We start from the raw sequence: 15,867 nt of genomic DNA on the forward strand, positions 1-15,867 counted from the left end.
TCGGAATTGAGGAAGACGAGCAGCACCCGGAGCGCATCACCCCCCCAAACCCGAACTTACCAGTCAGCTCAACCGGTGAACGGACCCGGTGCCTAGCTCTGGCTGACTCCAAACGGAGGTGAGACACTCGCCGTCGCATGCGTCGCTTCGAGCTGGCTGAGGGGAGTGCGAGCAAGTTCTGGCAGATCCACCTCGAGGGAGCCGCGTTCACGGTCACCTATGGCCGGATTGGAACCGATGGTCGCAGCCAGAAGAAAGAGTTCGGCAGCGCGGCTCAAGCGAACGAAGCTGCCGAGAAGCTGATTCGGGAGAAGGTCGGGAAGGGCTACTCGGAAGTGGCGCAAGCGGCCGCCTCAACAGGGGCAGCAAAGCCCAAGGCTGCGAAACCAAAGGCGCCAACCAAGGCACCGGCGAAGACAGCCAGCAAACCCGCTAGCAAGTCAGCGACCGCAAAACAGGCGACGGCCAAGCAGGCCAAAACCAAGCCAGTTGCGAGCAAGCCAGCCGCGAGCAAGTCAGCTGCGAGCAAGGCAGCACCTCCGGACTTCAGCCTATCTGGGGGTAAGTCCATGGGCGCGCGGGCGCAGAGCAACGCCGCCACTCGATTCCTCGAGGCAACAACTCCAGAGGCTTGGCGAGCCGCGGCAGAGAAGGTCAGCTACTCCGATTACGATGTGATCCGCCTGTTGGCGCATCTGATCGAGCACGGCCTCTTCGTTCCCGCCTGTCGGCTGCATGTTCGCGGATCGACCAAGGCCTTGTTGCGCGTTTCGGTGGAGCAGGTTGCGCAAGTCCTGAGTCAGTTCGAAGAGCCCTGGGTAGTGACTCAGCCCGAGGACACTCCGGTGATCTTTGGCTACTTCCCGGTGCTGCTGCGGGTAGCACGTGAGGCATCTAGCACTCTCGCCGAGCTGGCGCTGCCGCCGACGTTGGCGCGAGCCGCAGCCCTCGTACGCTCGCTTGGCGGAGAGCGCCTGAACCCGGAGCAAGGTGCCCAGGCCGTGTCGATGGTCGCCGAGGTGTTGCCGTACGGTAGTGAGCGGGTCGCTTGGCTGGATGAGGACGACACTCCCGTGCCGGTCGCCCCGGAGCGCCTGCTTGCAGCGTTGGAACGCATTGGAGGGCCTCACTGGATCCGTGGATTCCCGAACCCGGATCGCCTGCCTGCCGAGGTGGCGTCACCGGCGCTCAAGGGCGAGACGCTGGAGGAGGTGGGGCGCGCCCTGAGCATCTTCAACCCTGCAATCTTGCAAGCGCGCAATGAGCCCACGGCTCGCTTCTTCGAGGTTGCCGAGAAGCTAGGCGAGCAGACTGCGGCGATGATGCGCGTCGCCGGTATCCGCAAGGCAAAGAAGCCGAAGGATATCCCCGCGAAAGCCGAGTACCAGCTGCATCCTCGAGACGTGAACGCCGACCCAGGCTTTGGTCAGCTCGGGACGGCACGACTCGACGCGTGGGCGGAGCACTGGCTTTCGCGCTACCCCAACGCCCTCACCATAGGTGAACTCGGTGTCGAGCCGACCGACGAGGAGTTCGAGGCACACGATGTTGGCGTCTTCCTACGTCGCCTGGTGTTCGCCGGCGTGCCGTTCAGTGATGCCTTACGCCGGAAGTTGATCGGTACGCCTCGGCCCTACGAGCACAACCCGGATGAACTCGACGTGCGTGGCTTTGTCAGCGACGTGAGCTGGCTTGGCGGAGATGGTGCGAGCAAACTGGTGCCGCTGCTGGTCAGCATGGCGAAGGAGCAAACGGACGAGCGCTGCGCCCTCGGGCTGCGTTTGGTGGTGGCCACGGCTGTGCGCCGCTGGGAGGGCGACGCGAAGATCCCCGAGGAAGTGGACGAGCTGCTCAGTCTGGGGGACCCGGTCGACTACGACAGCGAGGTCGCCATGCAAGAGGCCATCGGTGCGCTGCCGGTTGGGCGAGCCGAGCGCGTGATATTTCGTACGGCAAGCCAGCTGGATGACCCTTACAAAGAACTCACCTATGCGCGAGAGGGCATGTCAGCCGTAGCCCTCAGGCGCTTCGCGCGCTTGGTCGCTGGCGGGCGCGAGAACGAGGATATGTGGAGCCATCTCGGTTCGGGATCTCTGGAAGTGCTGGGACCAGAGTTCGGTCCGGTGCTCTCCGAGGCGCTAAGCGGTGAGACCTTGAGCGAGTCGTTCATGGAGCGCATCGCTGACGCAATCCATGAAGACGCTTTTGCCGAGCTCGAGCAGACGGTGGGCAAGAACACCCTGGACCTGAAGGCAGAGCTGGACGGATTGGTGAAGGAGTTCGGTAGCGGGACGGTTGTCTACGCGTTGTCAGCTGGTTCCCCTGGAAAGGGCCTCGGTCGCGTCGGCGGCTTGCCCGCCGGATTCACTGGCGAGGACATCCCCCGTCATCGCGGTCGCAAGATGGTGCACGCTTTCACCGTCGACCTGCGCAGCGCACCCGAGCTAGCGGCGCGCTACCCTGATGCTCGAACGTTATCCGTGTGGATCCAAGGCTACTCGGAGGACCCAGAGCGTGCTCAGAAGCTGATCCCGCGCACGGATGCAGAGGTTGCCGAGGTGACGGCCGAAGGCGGAACGGAGCTCGAGCTGCTGCGTCTGGAGGTGCCGGCGGTGGTGTTCGACCGCGACCCGCCGGGGCGCGCCGCATACGGGCGTCAACTGCTCTACACGAAGCCTGGCTTTTTGCTGGGCGGGCCGATTTGGCTTCAAACGGGCCCGACTGGGCTCGATCCGGAGTTCATCGCTCAGTACGACGAGCGACTCGCACCGGGCGCCAACTTCGGCGACGCTGGGATCTGCTACTCGTTTGCCGAGCGCTGCGAGTGGCAGTGTCACTGAGCTGCTGAGCTGATGCGGGCTAACGCACAACAGCGAGCTTGCCGTCGACGCGGGCGATGAAGAGCTGCAGGCCCCACGATTGGCCATCGATGGGTGCAGCCTGACGCAGCACGGGCTCACCCGTAGCAGTGCGTGGCTCGACCACTTTGTTGTCGCAGCACGGGCGAAGCTGGAGCTGAGTCGGGTCGAAGGCAGCTAGCTTCCACTGCGCTGGAGCGCTGATCTCTTTGAACGCGGTGGTGAGCCGTGAGGTCGCGTCTGCCGGAGTCATGTCGTAGCAAGGCGCGACTTCATCGAACTTCGGCTTGCTAGCGTCCATCAGCGGCAGCAGGTTCTTTTGGCTGAGCGGAGCGTGCAGGCTCTGGATGAACTGCGTCAGCTCAATCGCCGTCTCTTGCGTGGGCGCAAACGGTTCGGCGCGTTGCCAGGACCACTCCCCCCAGGGCTGGGCCACATCGCCCTTTTCGCTCACGCTGACGGGCAGCACCAGCGGGTTGTTCGGGTCTTCTGGGGGAGGCTGCCACTCCAGAACAATCAGCTCTTCTTCGGCGCCGTCCTCTGGCACCTCGCCCATTTCCCCGCGGCACAAGGCGACACGCAGGCGAGGGGCCTCGTCGGTGTCGTTGCCTGCCTCCGCCGGAACGACGATCGCGGTTTGGGCTTCGCCTTCTGGGGTCGGTAGCTCCCGCCCCGCGTAGATGACGACGGTCAGCGTGTTGCTACCGTTGATCACCCACTCACTGATCGTCGGGTAACAAATGCAAGCGTACGCCTGGCTCGCCTGCACGATGGGAGCACCGTTGAGAACGATCTCCGCGTCGTAGCCGATGATGTTGACGTTCAGATAGAAGACGGGTGTTGCCATGTAGTGCCCACGCGGACGCTATCACGCTCACGCGGCGATGTTGCCGGTCTTGCCCTTGAGCGGCTTCTTGTTGTCTTCGCCACCGGGGAACTTGCCTGTCTTCCAGTTCTTCTTCGGCTGCATCACCGTCCACTCCTTGGAGATGGAACCGACGAACTTCACGTGCCCGGTCACCACGGCCTTCACACCGGTGAACTCGAGCTTCCAGTCGATGTGGAAGGGCTCGTCGTTGCTCGCGACGCACACCGCCTCGAACGGGAAGCCGCAGGTCAGCTTGCCTTCTGCCTTGACCCAATCGGCGCCGAGCGCCGAGCGGATGCCGAGCTCACCCTTGGGCTCCGCGGCGAGCTTCGACTGCCAGGGCTCCGGCTTGTCGGGAGACGCTTCCTTGCTCGCACTGATCCGACAGTCCACGGAAACGTTGCCGAAGATCACCGCGGTGATGCCCACGCCGGCCACCTTGAAGCTCGCGCCGAAGCTCACCTCGAGCTTCACCGCGAACAGCGTCATGCCGATCTCGAACTTCCACCACTTGTAGACCGACTGGTCTTCCCACTCCTTGAAACCCCACTCGTAGGACAGATCGCCCTTGAACAGCTCGAGCTCGAAGATGAATTTCCAGCCGACTTGGGGTTGGAAGTCGTTGATGAAGTTCATCACCGACTGGATCTCGTTCTGGATGTTCACCAGCGCGTTGATGAACTGCCCAATCGTCTCGCTGCCTTTGACGTCCTTGCCGTTGCGCTCGAAGGTGAACGAGGCCGCCATGTCCCGGACTGGGTGATCGACAGGATCGACCTTCTTCAGCTCGGTGGAGGACGAGTAGTTGTTGTCCTTGTCGAGGCTCTCCTTGACCGTCTCCTGGAGCCCGTCTCTGCCCTCCTTGACGGCGTAGGTCTTCTCGGTCTCGATCTTGTCGCCCGAGGAAGACTCCGAGCTGGAGGTGGTCTCGCTCTTGCGCAGCAGCGGACTGGAGTTCTCCGTCTCCGTGGAGGAGAGCGTCGTGCCCTTCTTGTCGCCCAGGAGCTGGGCCTTGGACTTCGTGTAGGAGAGCTTCTTCAGCGAAGGGATGCTGAGCGAAATCTTGTAGGTGTCTGACGGGAAGACGTCGATGGTCTGCGTGAGCCGGCCGAAGCCGCGGCTCATGTCGTCCTTGAGACCGCAGGATTCAATATCCACGCGGTAATTGTTTAGCACCTGCTGCGGGAAGAAGTAGTAGCGGATCAGCGACAGTGGGTTCTGGTAGGCCGACGGCGGCGGGGGCAACTTCTTGCACTTCGCCTTGAAGGTGACGTTCGTCTCCCCCTGGTGGTGCTCCCACTTGCCCGTGGCCTGATCGAGGATGTCGATGTGGGGGTGGGCGTGGCCGCAGGTGTAACCAGGGCCGCCCGCCAGCTCGATCGTGATCTCGTCCGCGCCCTTGTCTTCGTGGTTTGCCACGACCTGCAAGCGATCGATGAACTTGCGCTTAGAGCCCGAGGGCGGCTGCTTGAAGGTGTTCGTGGTGACGGCGCCCTGCTTCTTGAAGTCGATCTGGCTGAGCTTGCGCTTCCCCTCGGAATCAGGACAGTGGCTGCACTTGAGCGCGATGGTCTCGAAGTCGCAGGGGTGGGTCTCCGGCGTGACGCCCTCGCGCTTTGGGGGGGGCTGCTGCTCCTGCGTTTGCGCGCCGATCGGCTGCATGCCAGCGCCGCCGCTTCCGCTCCCCTTGGCCGGCTTTGGTTTCCGCCGGAAAACGACTAGGCGACCATCTCGCAGGTCGCCTTCTACGCGATCCAGCATCTCCCGAAGCTGATACTCGTCGGGAGCCCGGTTCGTGCAGTGCTTGGAGGTGGCGTGATACAGCTCCACCAAGGTTCTGGGAGGCAGGTTCCCTCCCAGGTACCACTCCCACGGAAGTCCTGCCGGGAACTGCTCGTAACCATCCGGAGCTTGCTTCGCTCGGTGACTGGGCAGAACGAGTAGCTCGCCAGATGGATCGAAAATGGACCAACCCTGCGACTTGTTAATCACGGCTAGCTTCAGAGGTACCAGCGTTGAAAACGGATGACCACGCTGAACGCCTGCCGATCCCTCGCTTCACCTACTCCTCGCCGAGCTGACTCAGCACTGCAACGTGAGCAAGCCTCGCAAGCCTCACGAATGCATATGGATATGCAGCTAGTTCGAAACATACGGGTGCGTATGTTGTATACGCGAGTCAGCCAGCGCGGGAACCGCGGCGGCTCTTTTGTTTGGACGCTGTAGCCCGGCGGCCGCGCCTGACGGCTACCCCGTTCGCGTCCTCGGCGGATCCACCTGTTGCCGCCGCGACGCCGTTCTTGGGGGGGAGGGGCTCCGCTTGGTCGCTGTTCGGCTCTCGTAGCTCAGCCGGTATGCCGCTCAGCAACGCCCGCGCGATGGCGTCAGTTATTTCTTTGTGGATATGTTCGCGCGCGTAGAGGAGCCCGACCTGGCGTACCGGTACCGGGGCAACGAAGGGCCTGACCTGCTGCTGGCGCTGCGCGTCGCTGAGCTGACGAGTAGTGAGCTCCGGGAGGATCGTGACCCCCAGGCCGGCTTGAACCAGACGCACGAGTGCCTCGAATGAACCCGTCTCGAGCTGGAGCTTTCGCCCGTCGTTGCTGTCTCCCAGGTCCGCGCTGCACAGGTGCAGCACCTGATTGCGGAAGCAATGCCCTTCAGCGAGCAGCCATAGGTGCTCCCCCACCAGGTCCGACTGGTGGAGCTCTGTGCGCTTGCCCAGGGCGTGGCCCGGCGGGACGAACACGTAGAAGGGCTCGTTGCACAGGGGTCGCTCGAACAGACCTGGTACCTCGAGCGGAGTCGCGGCGAGGCCGGCGTCCAGAGTTCCCGCGCGCAGTCCCCGGATCAGCTGGTCCGTTGGGAGTTCTTTGATGATCAGCTCCACCTTCGGATAGGCGACGCTGAACTGCGGGATGAAGAGCGGCAGGAAGCTCGCGGTGAGAGTCGGGATCACCCCCAGGCGATACACGCCCGAGAGCTCGAGCTCCGGACGCGCGAGCGCCCCCAGGCGGTCTACCTGTTCGAGCACGACCTTGGCTTGCGCCACCACCAGCGCCCCGAGCGGCGTGGGCACGATGGGTTGCTTGGAACGGTCGTAGAGGGTGGTCTCAAGCAGCTCTTCCAGGCGTTTGAGCTGGGTGCTGAGCGCGGGTTGCGAGACGTGGCAAGCCGCCGCCGCCTCGCGGAAATTGCGGTGCTGATCCACCGCCACCAGGTACCGAAGCTGCTGAATCGTGAGAGCCGATAGGTTCATCTTATCGCCCCATTCATATTAACGAATTGTTTCGAAGGTTGTCGCAGGCGATCTTGCTCTCTGGGTAACCAACCACATCCACCGTTGCTGGGCTGAGTGGCGTAGGCGTGACGAACGACTGCGAATGGACTGGTGCGCCCGAAGGAGTTCTGGATGAAGCAGGTTGTCGTCCGCGGACGCGGCGGTTTGACATGCGGAAAAGATTGCGCGCGCGGACAGAGACGCAACGGTAGGGGCACGCCGCCGCTACTGTTGAGCGCTGCCGTCGCTGGTGGGCTGTTGCTCGCACTGGCGACCGCTCACGGAGAGAGCGCGAAACGCGCCCCTCATGGAGCGATGGACTTTGCAGGTCAGCAGAGCCTACTCGCACCCCTGGTCAAGACGCCCGAGGTGGTGGTGCCCGCCGGTATCGCTCCAGCCTACTGGGAGAAGCTCGTTCCCAAAGACAACCCCGGCACGCAGGCCCAGGTTGCTCTGGGCAAGCGACTCTACTTCGACCCGAAGCTCTCGAAGGATGGCACCGTTGCTTGTGCGACCTGCCACGACGTCAGTCGCGGTTTCGGCGACGGCCGCAACACCTCCGAGGGGATCGGCGATCAAGTCGGCAGGCGTAACGCTCCTATCGTGCTGAACACGGCGTTCTTCAGCTCGCAGTTTTGGGATGGGCGCGCCGCGACGTTGGAAGAGCAGGCCAAGCTTCCCATCGTCAATCCCATCGAGATGGGGCAGCCGAATGGTGCAGCCGCCGTGGCAGCCATCGCCAAGGATGCAACCTACCAGAAGCAATTCCAGAGCGCCTACGGCCGCGCGCCGAACTACGACGATATGGGGCGCGCCATCGCCGCGTTCGAGCGCACGTTGGTCTTCTTGAATGCGCCCTTCGACCGCTTTCTGTCCGGTGATCCGAAAGCGATCAGTCCTGCGGCCAAGGGTGGCTGGATGCTCTTCAATGGCAAGGCTCGCTGCAACAGCTGTCATCAGCTGAACAGCTCGAGCCCGCTCGGAACAGACAACAGGTTTCACAACATAGGAGTTTCCGCGAGGCACCAAGACTTCGAAAAATTGGCTCGCTCTGCCCTGACCAGCTTGGAAAAGGACTCCTCCGCTGCTGCGATCGACAAGCTCGCGCTCGAGACGGATCTATCAGAGCTCGGGCGCTTCGTGGTCACCCGCAACCGCTCCGACATCGGGGCTTTCAAGACGCCTCAAGTGCGCAACGTCGGGATCTCCGGTCCGTACATGCACGACGGCTCGCTACAGACGTTGTGGGATGTGGTGGACCACTACAACAAGGGCGGGGAAACAAACACCTACCTGGACGGCGGGATCGAGCCGCTGGCGTTGAGCGAAGCAGAGGTCGATCAGCTGGTCGCGTTCTTGTTCGCCCTCACGGATGACCGCCTCAGCGCGCAGAACACGAGAGAGCAGAAGCGGCAAGCAACCCTTGCCAAGAAGCAGCGTCCTTTCCGCGACACCAAGCGGGCCAATCGTGAAGTGTTGCCCTTCGAGGCAGCGAAGGGAGGCAAGTAATGCCCAAGCGTAAGCAGGAGCGACCGCAGCTGCTCGGTGTGAAGAGTGTCGAAACCCGTTACCTCGAGGATCGGCAGCAGCTCTACACGGCGCTGAAGAGCCTTGACCGACGCTCGTTCATGAAGGTCTCCGCGGCGGCACTCGGTGCGACCGCTGGTCTGTCCGCGCCACACGGATTTCAGCCGATCAGTGTCGCACATGCCCAGACGAAGCAGGGGAAAGCACAGAAGTTCAACTTCGCCTACATCTCTGACTCGCACCTCTACGAGCGCAAGCTCAACGACCGCTTCGTGAATCAGCTGATGCGCGCGGTGGACGACGTGAATGCCCTCGATCCGCAGCCTGATTTCGTGTTCTACGGAGGAGACTTGGCGCAGCTCGGACAACCCAAGGAACTCGAGCTGGGGGCGCAGATCCTGAAGACCATCAAGGCACCGCTCAAGGTGATGGTCGGGGAACACGACTGGTACTTCGACATGGGAGAGAAGTGGCGCGAGCTCTTCGGCGAACCCACTTACTCCTTCGACCACAAAGGCGTGCACTTCGTCGTGCTCAACAGCGTCGTCGAGAAGGATTTCTGGACCAAGCGCAAGCTCACGCCGATGGAGCGCATGCGCACCGTTGCGGGCTTGGACAACGGGGTGCAGAGCTCCTTCACCGTGGGTGACGCCCAGCGCGAGTGGCTGAAGAAGGACTTGGCGAAGCTGCCAGTCACGCAGCCCATCGTCGTGTTCTCCCACTCACCGCTCTACAAGCTCTACAAGCCCTGGAACTTCTGGACCGACGACGCCGAGCAGGTGCAGGCGATCCTGAAGCGCTTCAAGAGCGTTGTGGTGTTCCACGGTCACACGCACCAGTTGCTCACGAACCGCATCGGCAACATTCACTTCCACGGGTTGCTCTCCACCGCGTGGCCCTGGCCGTACGCCCCGGAGGGCATGCCTGAACTCACCGTGCAGATGGGCCGTCCGGATCCGTTCAATCCCCACGATGGCCTGGGGGACGGACTCGTCACCATGCACCCCGATGGCATGGCAGACATGGTCTACAACCTCTGGAACCGTAACCCCGTCACCATCAGCAAGAAGTACATGGCGACCAACGGCAAGCAGGCCAAGCCTGCCAAACCCAAGCTTCGGAGCTACTGAGGAAAGCCATGAAACAGCACAAGAACAGCTGGTTTGGTCCTGGCGCCTGGCTCTGTGGTGCCACGCTCAGCGCTGCCATCGCCGCCGCGTGCGGCGGTTCCGCGCAGAATACGGAGCCCTCGGCGCCTGCGCCCACTCCAGCGGCCACAGCTGCCGCTACGAGCGACTCCACCACAAGCGCTGTAAGGGACGACGAGGTCGAAGTCTTGCTCTGCGACGGCAAGACCAAGACGACCGTCCCGAAGGGCACTCCCGGAACCACCATCGCCGGTGACCTGATGGCGGAGTGGTTGCGTAAGAATCCGAACTCGAACTGGGAGGCGGAAGAGCGAGAGCGCCACACGTTGCAACCGGCCGCGGACAACACCGATCTGGTTGGCCAAGTCAACGGTCAGACCTACGGTCAAATCACCGAGCAAGATGTTGCCCTGTGGAAAAACGAAACGGAGCGCGTCGCGTTGGCTGGTTCTGAAGTCTTCCACGACGCAAACGCCCTGGGCAGCACGGTCGGCGTGTCGTGCGATATGTGCCACCCCCACGCGGCCAACACCCACCCCGAGACGTACCCCAAGTTTCAGCCCCAGCTTGGTCGCGTGGCGCTCCTGCGAGACATGATCAACTGGTGCATCCAGCACCCCGTCAGGGGCAAACCCTTCGACGCGGACGATCCGCGTATGCGCGCGATGGAGTCCTACATCTTGGCGCAACGCGCAGGGAAGTCGCTGCAATACGGCAAACGCTGACGGTGATCTGAGCGGAGGCGGATTGCCGCAGCCCCTTCACAAGTCGCGCTGACGACTTATCCTGCGGGGCTACTGTGATCCGCCAATGCCCAAGCTGCGGTCAGAAGAACCGCATCCCCACCAAGCACCTCTCCGACGCCGGCCGTTGCGGAAAGTGCAAGACCACCCTGCCTGCTGCTTCGGAGCCGATCGACGTCGGGGTCGCCGAGTTCGACGAGATCGTGAATAGCGTCAAGGTGCCCGTGCTCGTCGACTTCTGGGCAGCTTGGTGCGGCCCGTGTCGAGCGGCGGCGCCGCATGTGAAAAAGGTGGCGTCTGAGATGTCGGGGAAGGCGGTGGTGCTCAAGGTCGACACCGAGGCTCACCCGGAGCTCGGACAGCGCTTCCGCGTCAGTGGCATCCCTAACTTCCTGATTCTCAAGGGCGGGGAAGTGGTGAATCAGCAAGCAGGCCTGGTGGATTCCACCACCATGAAGCGCTGGCTCGAAGCCGCTCGCTAGCTGCGTACATTGGGCGGGCGGGACGCCGGTCGTCCGCGCGCCGTCCAATGGGTGAGTCGCTAGCGAGTCAGGTGCTGCTCCAAGAAGCTCGAGACGGATCGCGGGGGCTGCCCGGTGAGCCGCTCGATGGTGTCACCGGGCTTGGAGAAGTCACCGCGAGCAATTGCGATGTCGAAGCTTGCGAGCATCTCCGCCACGAAGCCTGGTAGCCCGTGGTCGCTTGCCCAAGCACATCCGCGCGCGGGTCGACGACACGCTCTTGATGCGCGAGCTGCTGGTGCGCGGCGTGGGGATCGGCAACCTTCCACATTTCCTTGGGGAACCATATGTGGCCGACGGGCGACTGGTGCGCGTGATGCCGGGGCTGACGGCGCACACCAGCCACGTGTACGTCGTCTCGTCGAGCGCCCGCCACTTGCCGCAGCGGGTGCGTGCATATCGTGAGCTGCTCATCGAGACCTTGAAGAACTCAGCGTTGCGGGTCTGAGCCTCTACCACTCAGGGTGCTGAGTCTTCTTGGGGATTGCGCAGCTGGTCGTACTGGCTGCGCGCCGCGTGGATGTCTGCAGCGTGCTCCTGCACCCACTGCCCGAACGCGCTGACTGGCTCCAGCATGGAACGACCGAGAGCCGTCAGCTCGTACTCGACGGGGGCCGGGTTACCGTCGAGGACGCGGCGCATCAGCATGCCGTCCCGTTCCAGTGAGCGCAGGGTGAGGGTGAGCATGCGCTGTGAGATCCCGTCGAGCGCGCGCATCAGCGCCCCGAAGCGCAGCGCGCCGTGGGATAGCGACGCGACGACCGGAATCGTCCACTTGCTGCCGATCGCGGACATCACGTCTCGAGCGACACTGCAGTCGTTTGGCGGCGAATACGTGTCAGGTAACATGGATGTGCCTACCTTTGGGCTCGGGGTTACAGCGGTGTGCCTACTTGCGAGGTGCGCCGCCCGCTCACTATAGCCCCAGCAAGCGCACGGTCTAGCTCTGGTCTGAGCGATTGACCTGCACGGAGTGTCGTCGGCCAAGCGGGACCGATTGTATCCGTGTGGGAACGCAGCGGTGCGCCTGGAGTTCCAATATGGAAGCGGCTTCAGTGATCAAGAGCGCGGAGTCACCGCGCTGGATGTTGTGGACCGGGCGCGTGTTGTCTGCGCTACCCGTGCTGATGCTCAGCGCGAGCGGCGCGATGAAGTTGTCAGCCAATCCCCAGTTCGTTGCACAGTTTCAGGAGCATCTGGGCTACCCGGGCGGCGCCTTGTTGCCCATCGCGCTGGCAGAGCTCGTCTCTACGCTGCTCTACGCAGTGCCGCGTACTTCGGTGTTCGGTGCGGTGTTGCTCACGGCGTACCTGGGTGGTGCGACGGCGACCCACGTGCGTGTCGGTGAGCCCTTCCTGGCGCCGGTGCTAATCGGGGTGATGCTGTGGTTAGGGCTTTTCCTCAGGGATGCGCGCCTGAGGGCGCTGCTCCCGTTGCGTCAGCCTGCTTGATAGCAGCTTGAGTCTGGCTGTTTCGCGGGGCGCCCAAAGCTAGCGGCGCCGACGACGCAGCCACAGCGCGCCGAATCCGACCAGCAGGCTGAAGGCGGCGAGCCTCCTGAGTGGGCTCGCCTGTTCGGGGGAGATGGTGCAAGCGGCGCAGCCGCCGGCAGTCGAGGGGGTCTGAACGCCAGCCTTACCCCCAGCCCCTGCTTTGGCGCTGGGCTCTTCTGCGTCGCTTCCACCTTTGCCCTGCGGAATCGCTTCCGGGGGTAGATCGGCGAGGGCGACTCGAGCGTCGGCCTTCGCGCCGTCTTTGATCCACAGCCGTAGCACCTCGATTTCCCAGTTCTTGGGCTGAGGTTCGCTCTTCGGCGGCATGTGGCTCAGCTCTTCGAGAGGCACCAGCTGGCGCGCGAGGATCGGGCTGCCTTCGGGGTCACCCGCGACGATGTCACCACCCTCCAGCATCCCGGGCAGATCGTCGATGTGCACGCCCATCGCGCCGTCGCCGGTGTGGCACGCGCCGCAGCGCTTCTCCAGCATGGGCTTTACGATGTCGGTGTAGAGCGCGACCGTGTCCTTGGCAGGCTCGACAGGCGTCGCGTCTGGGGTGGCTGGTGGCGCTGCGTCGGCAGTCGGTGCGCCGGCGTCCGCCGCCTGCGGATCGGCATCGTCGTCGTCGTCGTCATCGTCCCCGCCACCAGTCGGCTTCGATACCGGCTTGGGGGCTTCGGGACCGTACTTGGCGAGCAGGGCCTTCGGCAGCGCAGTGGAGGCGATCTTCTCGTCTGCGCCTTGCTTGATCCACCACGTGATCAGCTCCACCTCGCTGTCCGTCAGCTGAGGCTGATTGTAGGGCGGCATGTGCTCGCTCTTCTTCGTCGAGTGGACGCGAGCGAGCAGCGTACCCTTCTGCGGGTTGCCTGGCACGACACCGGGACCGGCCTTGCCTCCAGAGCGGAGGGCAGCCAGTGAATCCACACGGAATTTGCCCTTCTGGCGCTTGGCTCCGTGGCAGTTACCACAGCGGCTGTCGAGCAAGGGACTGACGAGGCTGCTCCAGACGGGACCGGACTTGTGGCTCAGGCTGACCTGCTTGGTCTCTCCACCGTCGTCGTCATCGTCGTCGTCGCTGCTCCCGGAGCCGTAGTGCGGAGTTGGTCCGAACTCGCTGTCGTCGTCGTCATCGTCATCGTCGTCGTCGTCGTCGTCGCCGGCTGCGGTCTTTTCGGCATCCGTTGCTCCGGCGTCTGCCTCAGCGGACTTTGGGCCCTCGCCTGCAGGCGCTGAGGGCGCAACGGCCGCTTGGCTCAGGGTCTTCTCCAGCAACTCCGACACGGGGGCTGGGGTGATGCCCTCGCGAACCTTCAGCTTGTCGTCGGCGCCGCGGTCGATCCACCACGAAATCAGCGCGATTTCTGCGTCGCTGGGGCCAGCTTTGCCGTCCGGCGGCATGCGCTCGTCGCTGTCCGTTGGCAGCTTCATGCGACTGACGAGCGAGCTCTTCGCAGCATTGCCCGGGACGACCGTGTTGCCTTCGTCTCCTCCTTTGAGGGCGCTCTCCAGGGTGTCGAGGCGCAAGCCGCCTTTGGCTTCCTCGGGGCCGTGACACTCCACGCAGTGTTGCTGAAGCAGAGGTTGCACTGAGTGCTGCCAGACCAACGGGTCGGCGGTGGGCTCGACTTTGGCCTCGGCGACTGGCTCAGCTTCCTTCACCCCCAGGAGACCCCGAGCGAACTTGGGGGCGAACTGGACGAGGTAGTTTTCGCCCTTGGTCATCGAGCCACCGAAGTGCGCCCCGATGCTCATCAGGCCGACGGCACTGAACAGCACTCCACGGTAGAGCCAACGGCCATTGCCGCTGCGTTGCACCGGCCCCCAGAGCCCGGCACAGATGGGGAGCAAGGCGATCGACGCCAGGGTCAGCGCCCGATGCCAGAAAATCAGCTTGCTCGGGTAGCCCCCGCCTCGAGCCAGCAGCAGGCCCAACGTGAACGCCGCCGTAGCGGTGACGGCCACCACGGGGAGGGCGAAACCGATCACCGGATCGACCTTCGGCCGAGCGCGCTGGGAGAACGAGACCAGCTCCGCGATCGCTACTAGGGTGATGATGCCAATCGGCAGGTGCACCGCGAGGGTGTGGAAACGCCCAAGAAACCGCAGAAAGTCTGGCGGCGTACTGGCGTCGGGCCGCACCACGAGGGCGAGCACGATCGCGATGAGGCTGAGCGCCAGCGCCAGGTAGAGAGAGATCGACTGGAGCTTGCCGGGTTTCATGGGACTCGCGGGAGCAGGCGCCGGACGGCGCGAAGACCCGAAACAAGCGGGCCAAAGCCAAAGAGCGAACGAGCGCAGTGCAAGAGCTGCGCCTCACCCAGCGCACTCCCGCAGGTGTGCGCGGTGCATACGCTCAAATCGCCGAGTGGTTGCATGGGCCGCCACAAAAGCCGCGCTCGAGACGCGGTCAACTCTCGCCTAGAGCGCGAGAACGAAGAACCAAACCTGGAGTGTACGAAGGCTAGCACCAATGAGCTGCTGCCCGCAGCGCCTTCCAGCTCGACTTGGGGCGCTGGCTGCCACTTCGTAGCAAGCGGCTAGCTTTTTTCCCGCTCGCGTGGCTGCTTTCGCTACGCGCGGCGGCCGTATCCGCCGCGGACATCCTCCCCCGAACCAGGAGCAGTGCTTTGGAGCGCAAGATCGCGGGCTATCACCAAGATACCGAGGGGCACTGGGTCGCCGAACTCGAGTGCGGCCACACGCAGCATGTGCGCCACGCGCCGCCGTGGCAGGAGCGCCCCTGGGTGCTTAGCGAAGCAGGCCGCGAAGCCAAGCGGGGCGAGCCCCTCGACTGCCAGTTCTGCAATATGGGGTCGGTGCCCCAGGGATACGAAAAGTACTCAGGTACGCGTGAGTTCACCGATCAGGACGTGCCGCAGGCGCTGCTCAACGACCACCGCACGAAACCGGGAGTGTGGGGGCACATCGTGGTGGAGGAAGGGCGGCTCGAATACCACTGTCCCCACGGCGTCTTCGTGCTGCGCCCGGGGGTGCTCGGCGTCATCGAACCCGACACGCCCCACCACTTACGTATCATCGAGCCAGTTCGTTTCCGTGTGGACTTCCTGCGGGCCGACGCCGCGGCCGAGCCATCTTAGTGCCATTCAGTCTCGAAAGTGAGCACTTGGGTTCCAAAGGGAGGGAAGTCAGAACCGGCTGGGGCGTAGGTAGAGACATGGTGAGCGGCAGCATCGAGAGCCAAACCCGCCGCGAACCATCGGGGCGTCCACACCCACCCCGTTGAGCGTCAGCCGTGCGGCGACACCGTCGCCTACCCCCCTCGCACCTCCGAACAAGTGAACCATCGCGAGTCGTCTCGACCCGCACTATCCAAGCTGAGGTTCACGTTTCGTCCCGCGAAGGTGTCGCCGCACGGCCCCTCATTTGCGCTGCCGCCCGATTCAGGCGCGTATCAGCGCGAGT

At 63.7% G+C, this 15,867-nt stretch carries 14 protein-coding genes; 8 read left to right on the forward strand and 6 right to left on the reverse strand.

Features of this window, described 5'->3' with window-relative positions:
* Positions 1 to 137: 137 nt before the first annotated feature.
* Complete coding sequence (locus tag H6718_20660; protein MCB9587828.1) at positions 138 to 2,840, forward strand: WGR domain-containing protein; 2,703 nt, start codon at positions 138 to 140, stop codon at positions 2,838 to 2,840.
* Positions 2,841 to 2,859: 19 nt separating this feature from the next.
* Here H6718_20660 and H6718_20665 read toward each other — a convergent pair whose 3' ends face one another.
* The 3 genes from H6718_20665 to H6718_20675 all read right to left on the reverse strand — a co-directional run bounded on the left by H6718_20665 (position 2,860) and on the right by H6718_20675 (position 6,985).
* Positions 2,860 to 3,705, reverse strand: coding sequence for a hypothetical protein (locus tag H6718_20665; protein ID MCB9587829.1), 846 nt, complete (start codon positions 3,703 to 3,705; stop codon positions 2,860 to 2,862).
* 27 nt (positions 3,706 to 3,732) lie between these two features.
* A complete protein-coding gene (locus tag H6718_20670; protein ID MCB9587830.1) occupies positions 3,733 to 5,718 on the reverse strand; it encodes a hypothetical protein in 1,986 nt (661 codons plus the stop codon).
* A 187-nt stretch (positions 5,719 to 5,905) separates the two neighbouring features.
* Positions 5,906 to 6,985 carry a hydrogen peroxide-inducible genes activator gene (locus tag H6718_20675; GenBank protein ID MCB9587831.1) on the reverse strand — a complete coding sequence of 360 codons (1,080 nt, stop codon included), beginning with the start codon at positions 6,983 to 6,985 and terminating at the stop codon, positions 5,906 to 5,908.
* A 336-nt stretch (positions 6,986 to 7,321) separates the two neighbouring features.
* Between H6718_20675 and H6718_20680 the strand changes: the two genes are divergently transcribed.
* The 4 genes from H6718_20680 to trxA all read left to right on the forward strand — a co-directional run bounded on the left by H6718_20680 (position 7,322) and on the right by trxA (position 10,906).
* Positions 7,322 to 8,515, forward strand: coding sequence for a cytochrome-c peroxidase (locus H6718_20680; GenBank protein MCB9587832.1), 1,194 nt, complete (start codon positions 7,322 to 7,324; stop codon positions 8,513 to 8,515).
* Entirely contained in the window at positions 8,515 to 9,663 is a 1,149-nt protein-coding gene (locus tag H6718_20685) for a metallophosphoesterase (protein ID MCB9587833.1), read from the forward strand. The genes H6718_20680 and H6718_20685 overlap by 1 nt, the downstream gene beginning before the upstream one ends.
* A gap of 524 nt (positions 9,664 to 10,187) precedes the next feature.
* Positions 10,188 to 10,406, forward strand: coding sequence for a hypothetical protein (locus tag H6718_20690; protein MCB9587834.1), 219 nt, complete (start codon positions 10,188 to 10,190; stop codon positions 10,404 to 10,406).
* Positions 10,407 to 10,480: 74 nt separating this feature from the next.
* Positions 10,481 to 10,906 (forward strand): thioredoxin, encoded by a 426-nt coding sequence (gene trxA / locus H6718_20695; GenBank protein MCB9587835.1) that lies wholly within the window; start codon positions 10,481 to 10,483, stop codon positions 10,904 to 10,906.
* A gap of 59 nt (positions 10,907 to 10,965) precedes the next feature.
* Here trxA and H6718_20700 read toward each other — a convergent pair whose 3' ends face one another.
* Complete coding sequence (locus tag H6718_20700; GenBank protein ID MCB9587836.1) at positions 10,966 to 11,103, reverse strand: hypothetical protein; 138 nt, start codon at positions 11,101 to 11,103, stop codon at positions 10,966 to 10,968.
* A gap of 23 nt (positions 11,104 to 11,126) precedes the next feature.
* Here H6718_20700 and H6718_20705 point away from each other — a divergent pair, with 23 nt between their 5' ends.
* The gene (locus H6718_20705; protein MCB9587837.1) at positions 11,127 to 11,393 is read left to right on the forward strand and encodes a hypothetical protein; all 267 of its coding nucleotides are present in this window, start codon (positions 11,127 to 11,129) and stop codon (positions 11,391 to 11,393) included.
* A gap of 11 nt (positions 11,394 to 11,404) precedes the next feature.
* On the opposite strand, the gene H6718_20710 is transcribed toward H6718_20705, so the two are convergent.
* Positions 11,405 to 11,794, reverse strand: coding sequence for a helix-turn-helix transcriptional regulator (locus H6718_20710; GenBank protein MCB9587838.1), 390 nt, complete (start codon positions 11,792 to 11,794; stop codon positions 11,405 to 11,407).
* 236 nt (positions 11,795 to 12,030) lie between these two features.
* Between H6718_20710 and H6718_20715 the strand changes: the two genes are divergently transcribed.
* Complete coding sequence (locus tag H6718_20715) at positions 12,031 to 12,396, forward strand: DoxX family protein (GenBank protein MCB9587839.1); 366 nt, start codon at positions 12,031 to 12,033, stop codon at positions 12,394 to 12,396.
* A 39-nt stretch (positions 12,397 to 12,435) separates the two neighbouring features.
* Here H6718_20715 and H6718_20720 read toward each other — a convergent pair whose 3' ends face one another.
* Positions 12,436 to 14,664: a hypothetical protein gene (locus tag H6718_20720; protein MCB9587840.1), complete on the reverse strand. Its 2,229-nt coding sequence runs from the start codon at positions 14,662 to 14,664 to the stop codon at positions 12,436 to 12,438.
* Between the two features lie 407 nt (positions 14,665 to 15,071).
* Between H6718_20720 and H6718_20725 the strand changes: the two genes are divergently transcribed.
* Positions 15,072 to 15,542: a DUF3565 domain-containing protein gene (locus H6718_20725; protein MCB9587841.1), complete on the forward strand. Its 471-nt coding sequence runs from the start codon at positions 15,072 to 15,074 to the stop codon at positions 15,540 to 15,542.
* The last annotated feature ends 325 nt before the right edge of the window (positions 15,543 to 15,867 follow it).

The organism is Polyangiaceae bacterium (genome assembly GCA_020633205.1).
Classification (GTDB): domain Bacteria; phylum Myxococcota_A; class Polyangia; order Polyangiales; family Polyangiaceae; genus JAHBVY01.

Bases quoted from the DNA above. Each gene is read 5' to 3' on its own strand.
- H6718_20710 (MCB9587838.1), bottom strand. From the start codon at position 11,794: ATGTTACCTGACACGTATTCGCCGCCAAACGACTGCAGTGTCGCTCGA.
- H6718_20660 (MCB9587828.1), top strand. From the start codon at position 138: ATGCGTCGCTTCGAGCTGGCTGAGGGGAGTGCGAGCAAGTTCTGGCAG.
- H6718_20715 (MCB9587839.1), top strand. From the start codon at position 12,031: ATGTTGTGGACCGGGCGCGTGTTGTCTGCGCTACCCGTGCTGATGCTC.
- H6718_20690 (MCB9587834.1), top strand. From the start codon at position 10,188: ATGTGCCACCCCCACGCGGCCAACACCCACCCCGAGACGTACCCCAAG.
- H6718_20720 (MCB9587840.1), bottom strand. From the start codon at position 14,664: ATGAAACCCGGCAAGCTCCAGTCGATCTCTCTCTACCTGGCGCTGGCG.
- H6718_20685 (MCB9587833.1), top strand. From the start codon at position 8,515: ATGCCCAAGCGTAAGCAGGAGCGACCGCAGCTGCTCGGTGTGAAGAGT.
- H6718_20665 (MCB9587829.1), bottom strand. From the start codon at position 3,705: ATGGCAACACCCGTCTTCTATCTGAACGTCAACATCATCGGCTACGAC.
- H6718_20680 (MCB9587832.1), top strand. From the start codon at position 7,322: ATGGACTTTGCAGGTCAGCAGAGCCTACTCGCACCCCTGGTCAAGACG.
- H6718_20675 (MCB9587831.1), bottom strand. From the start codon at position 6,985: ATGAACCTATCGGCTCTCACGATTCAGCAGCTTCGGTACCTGGTGGCG.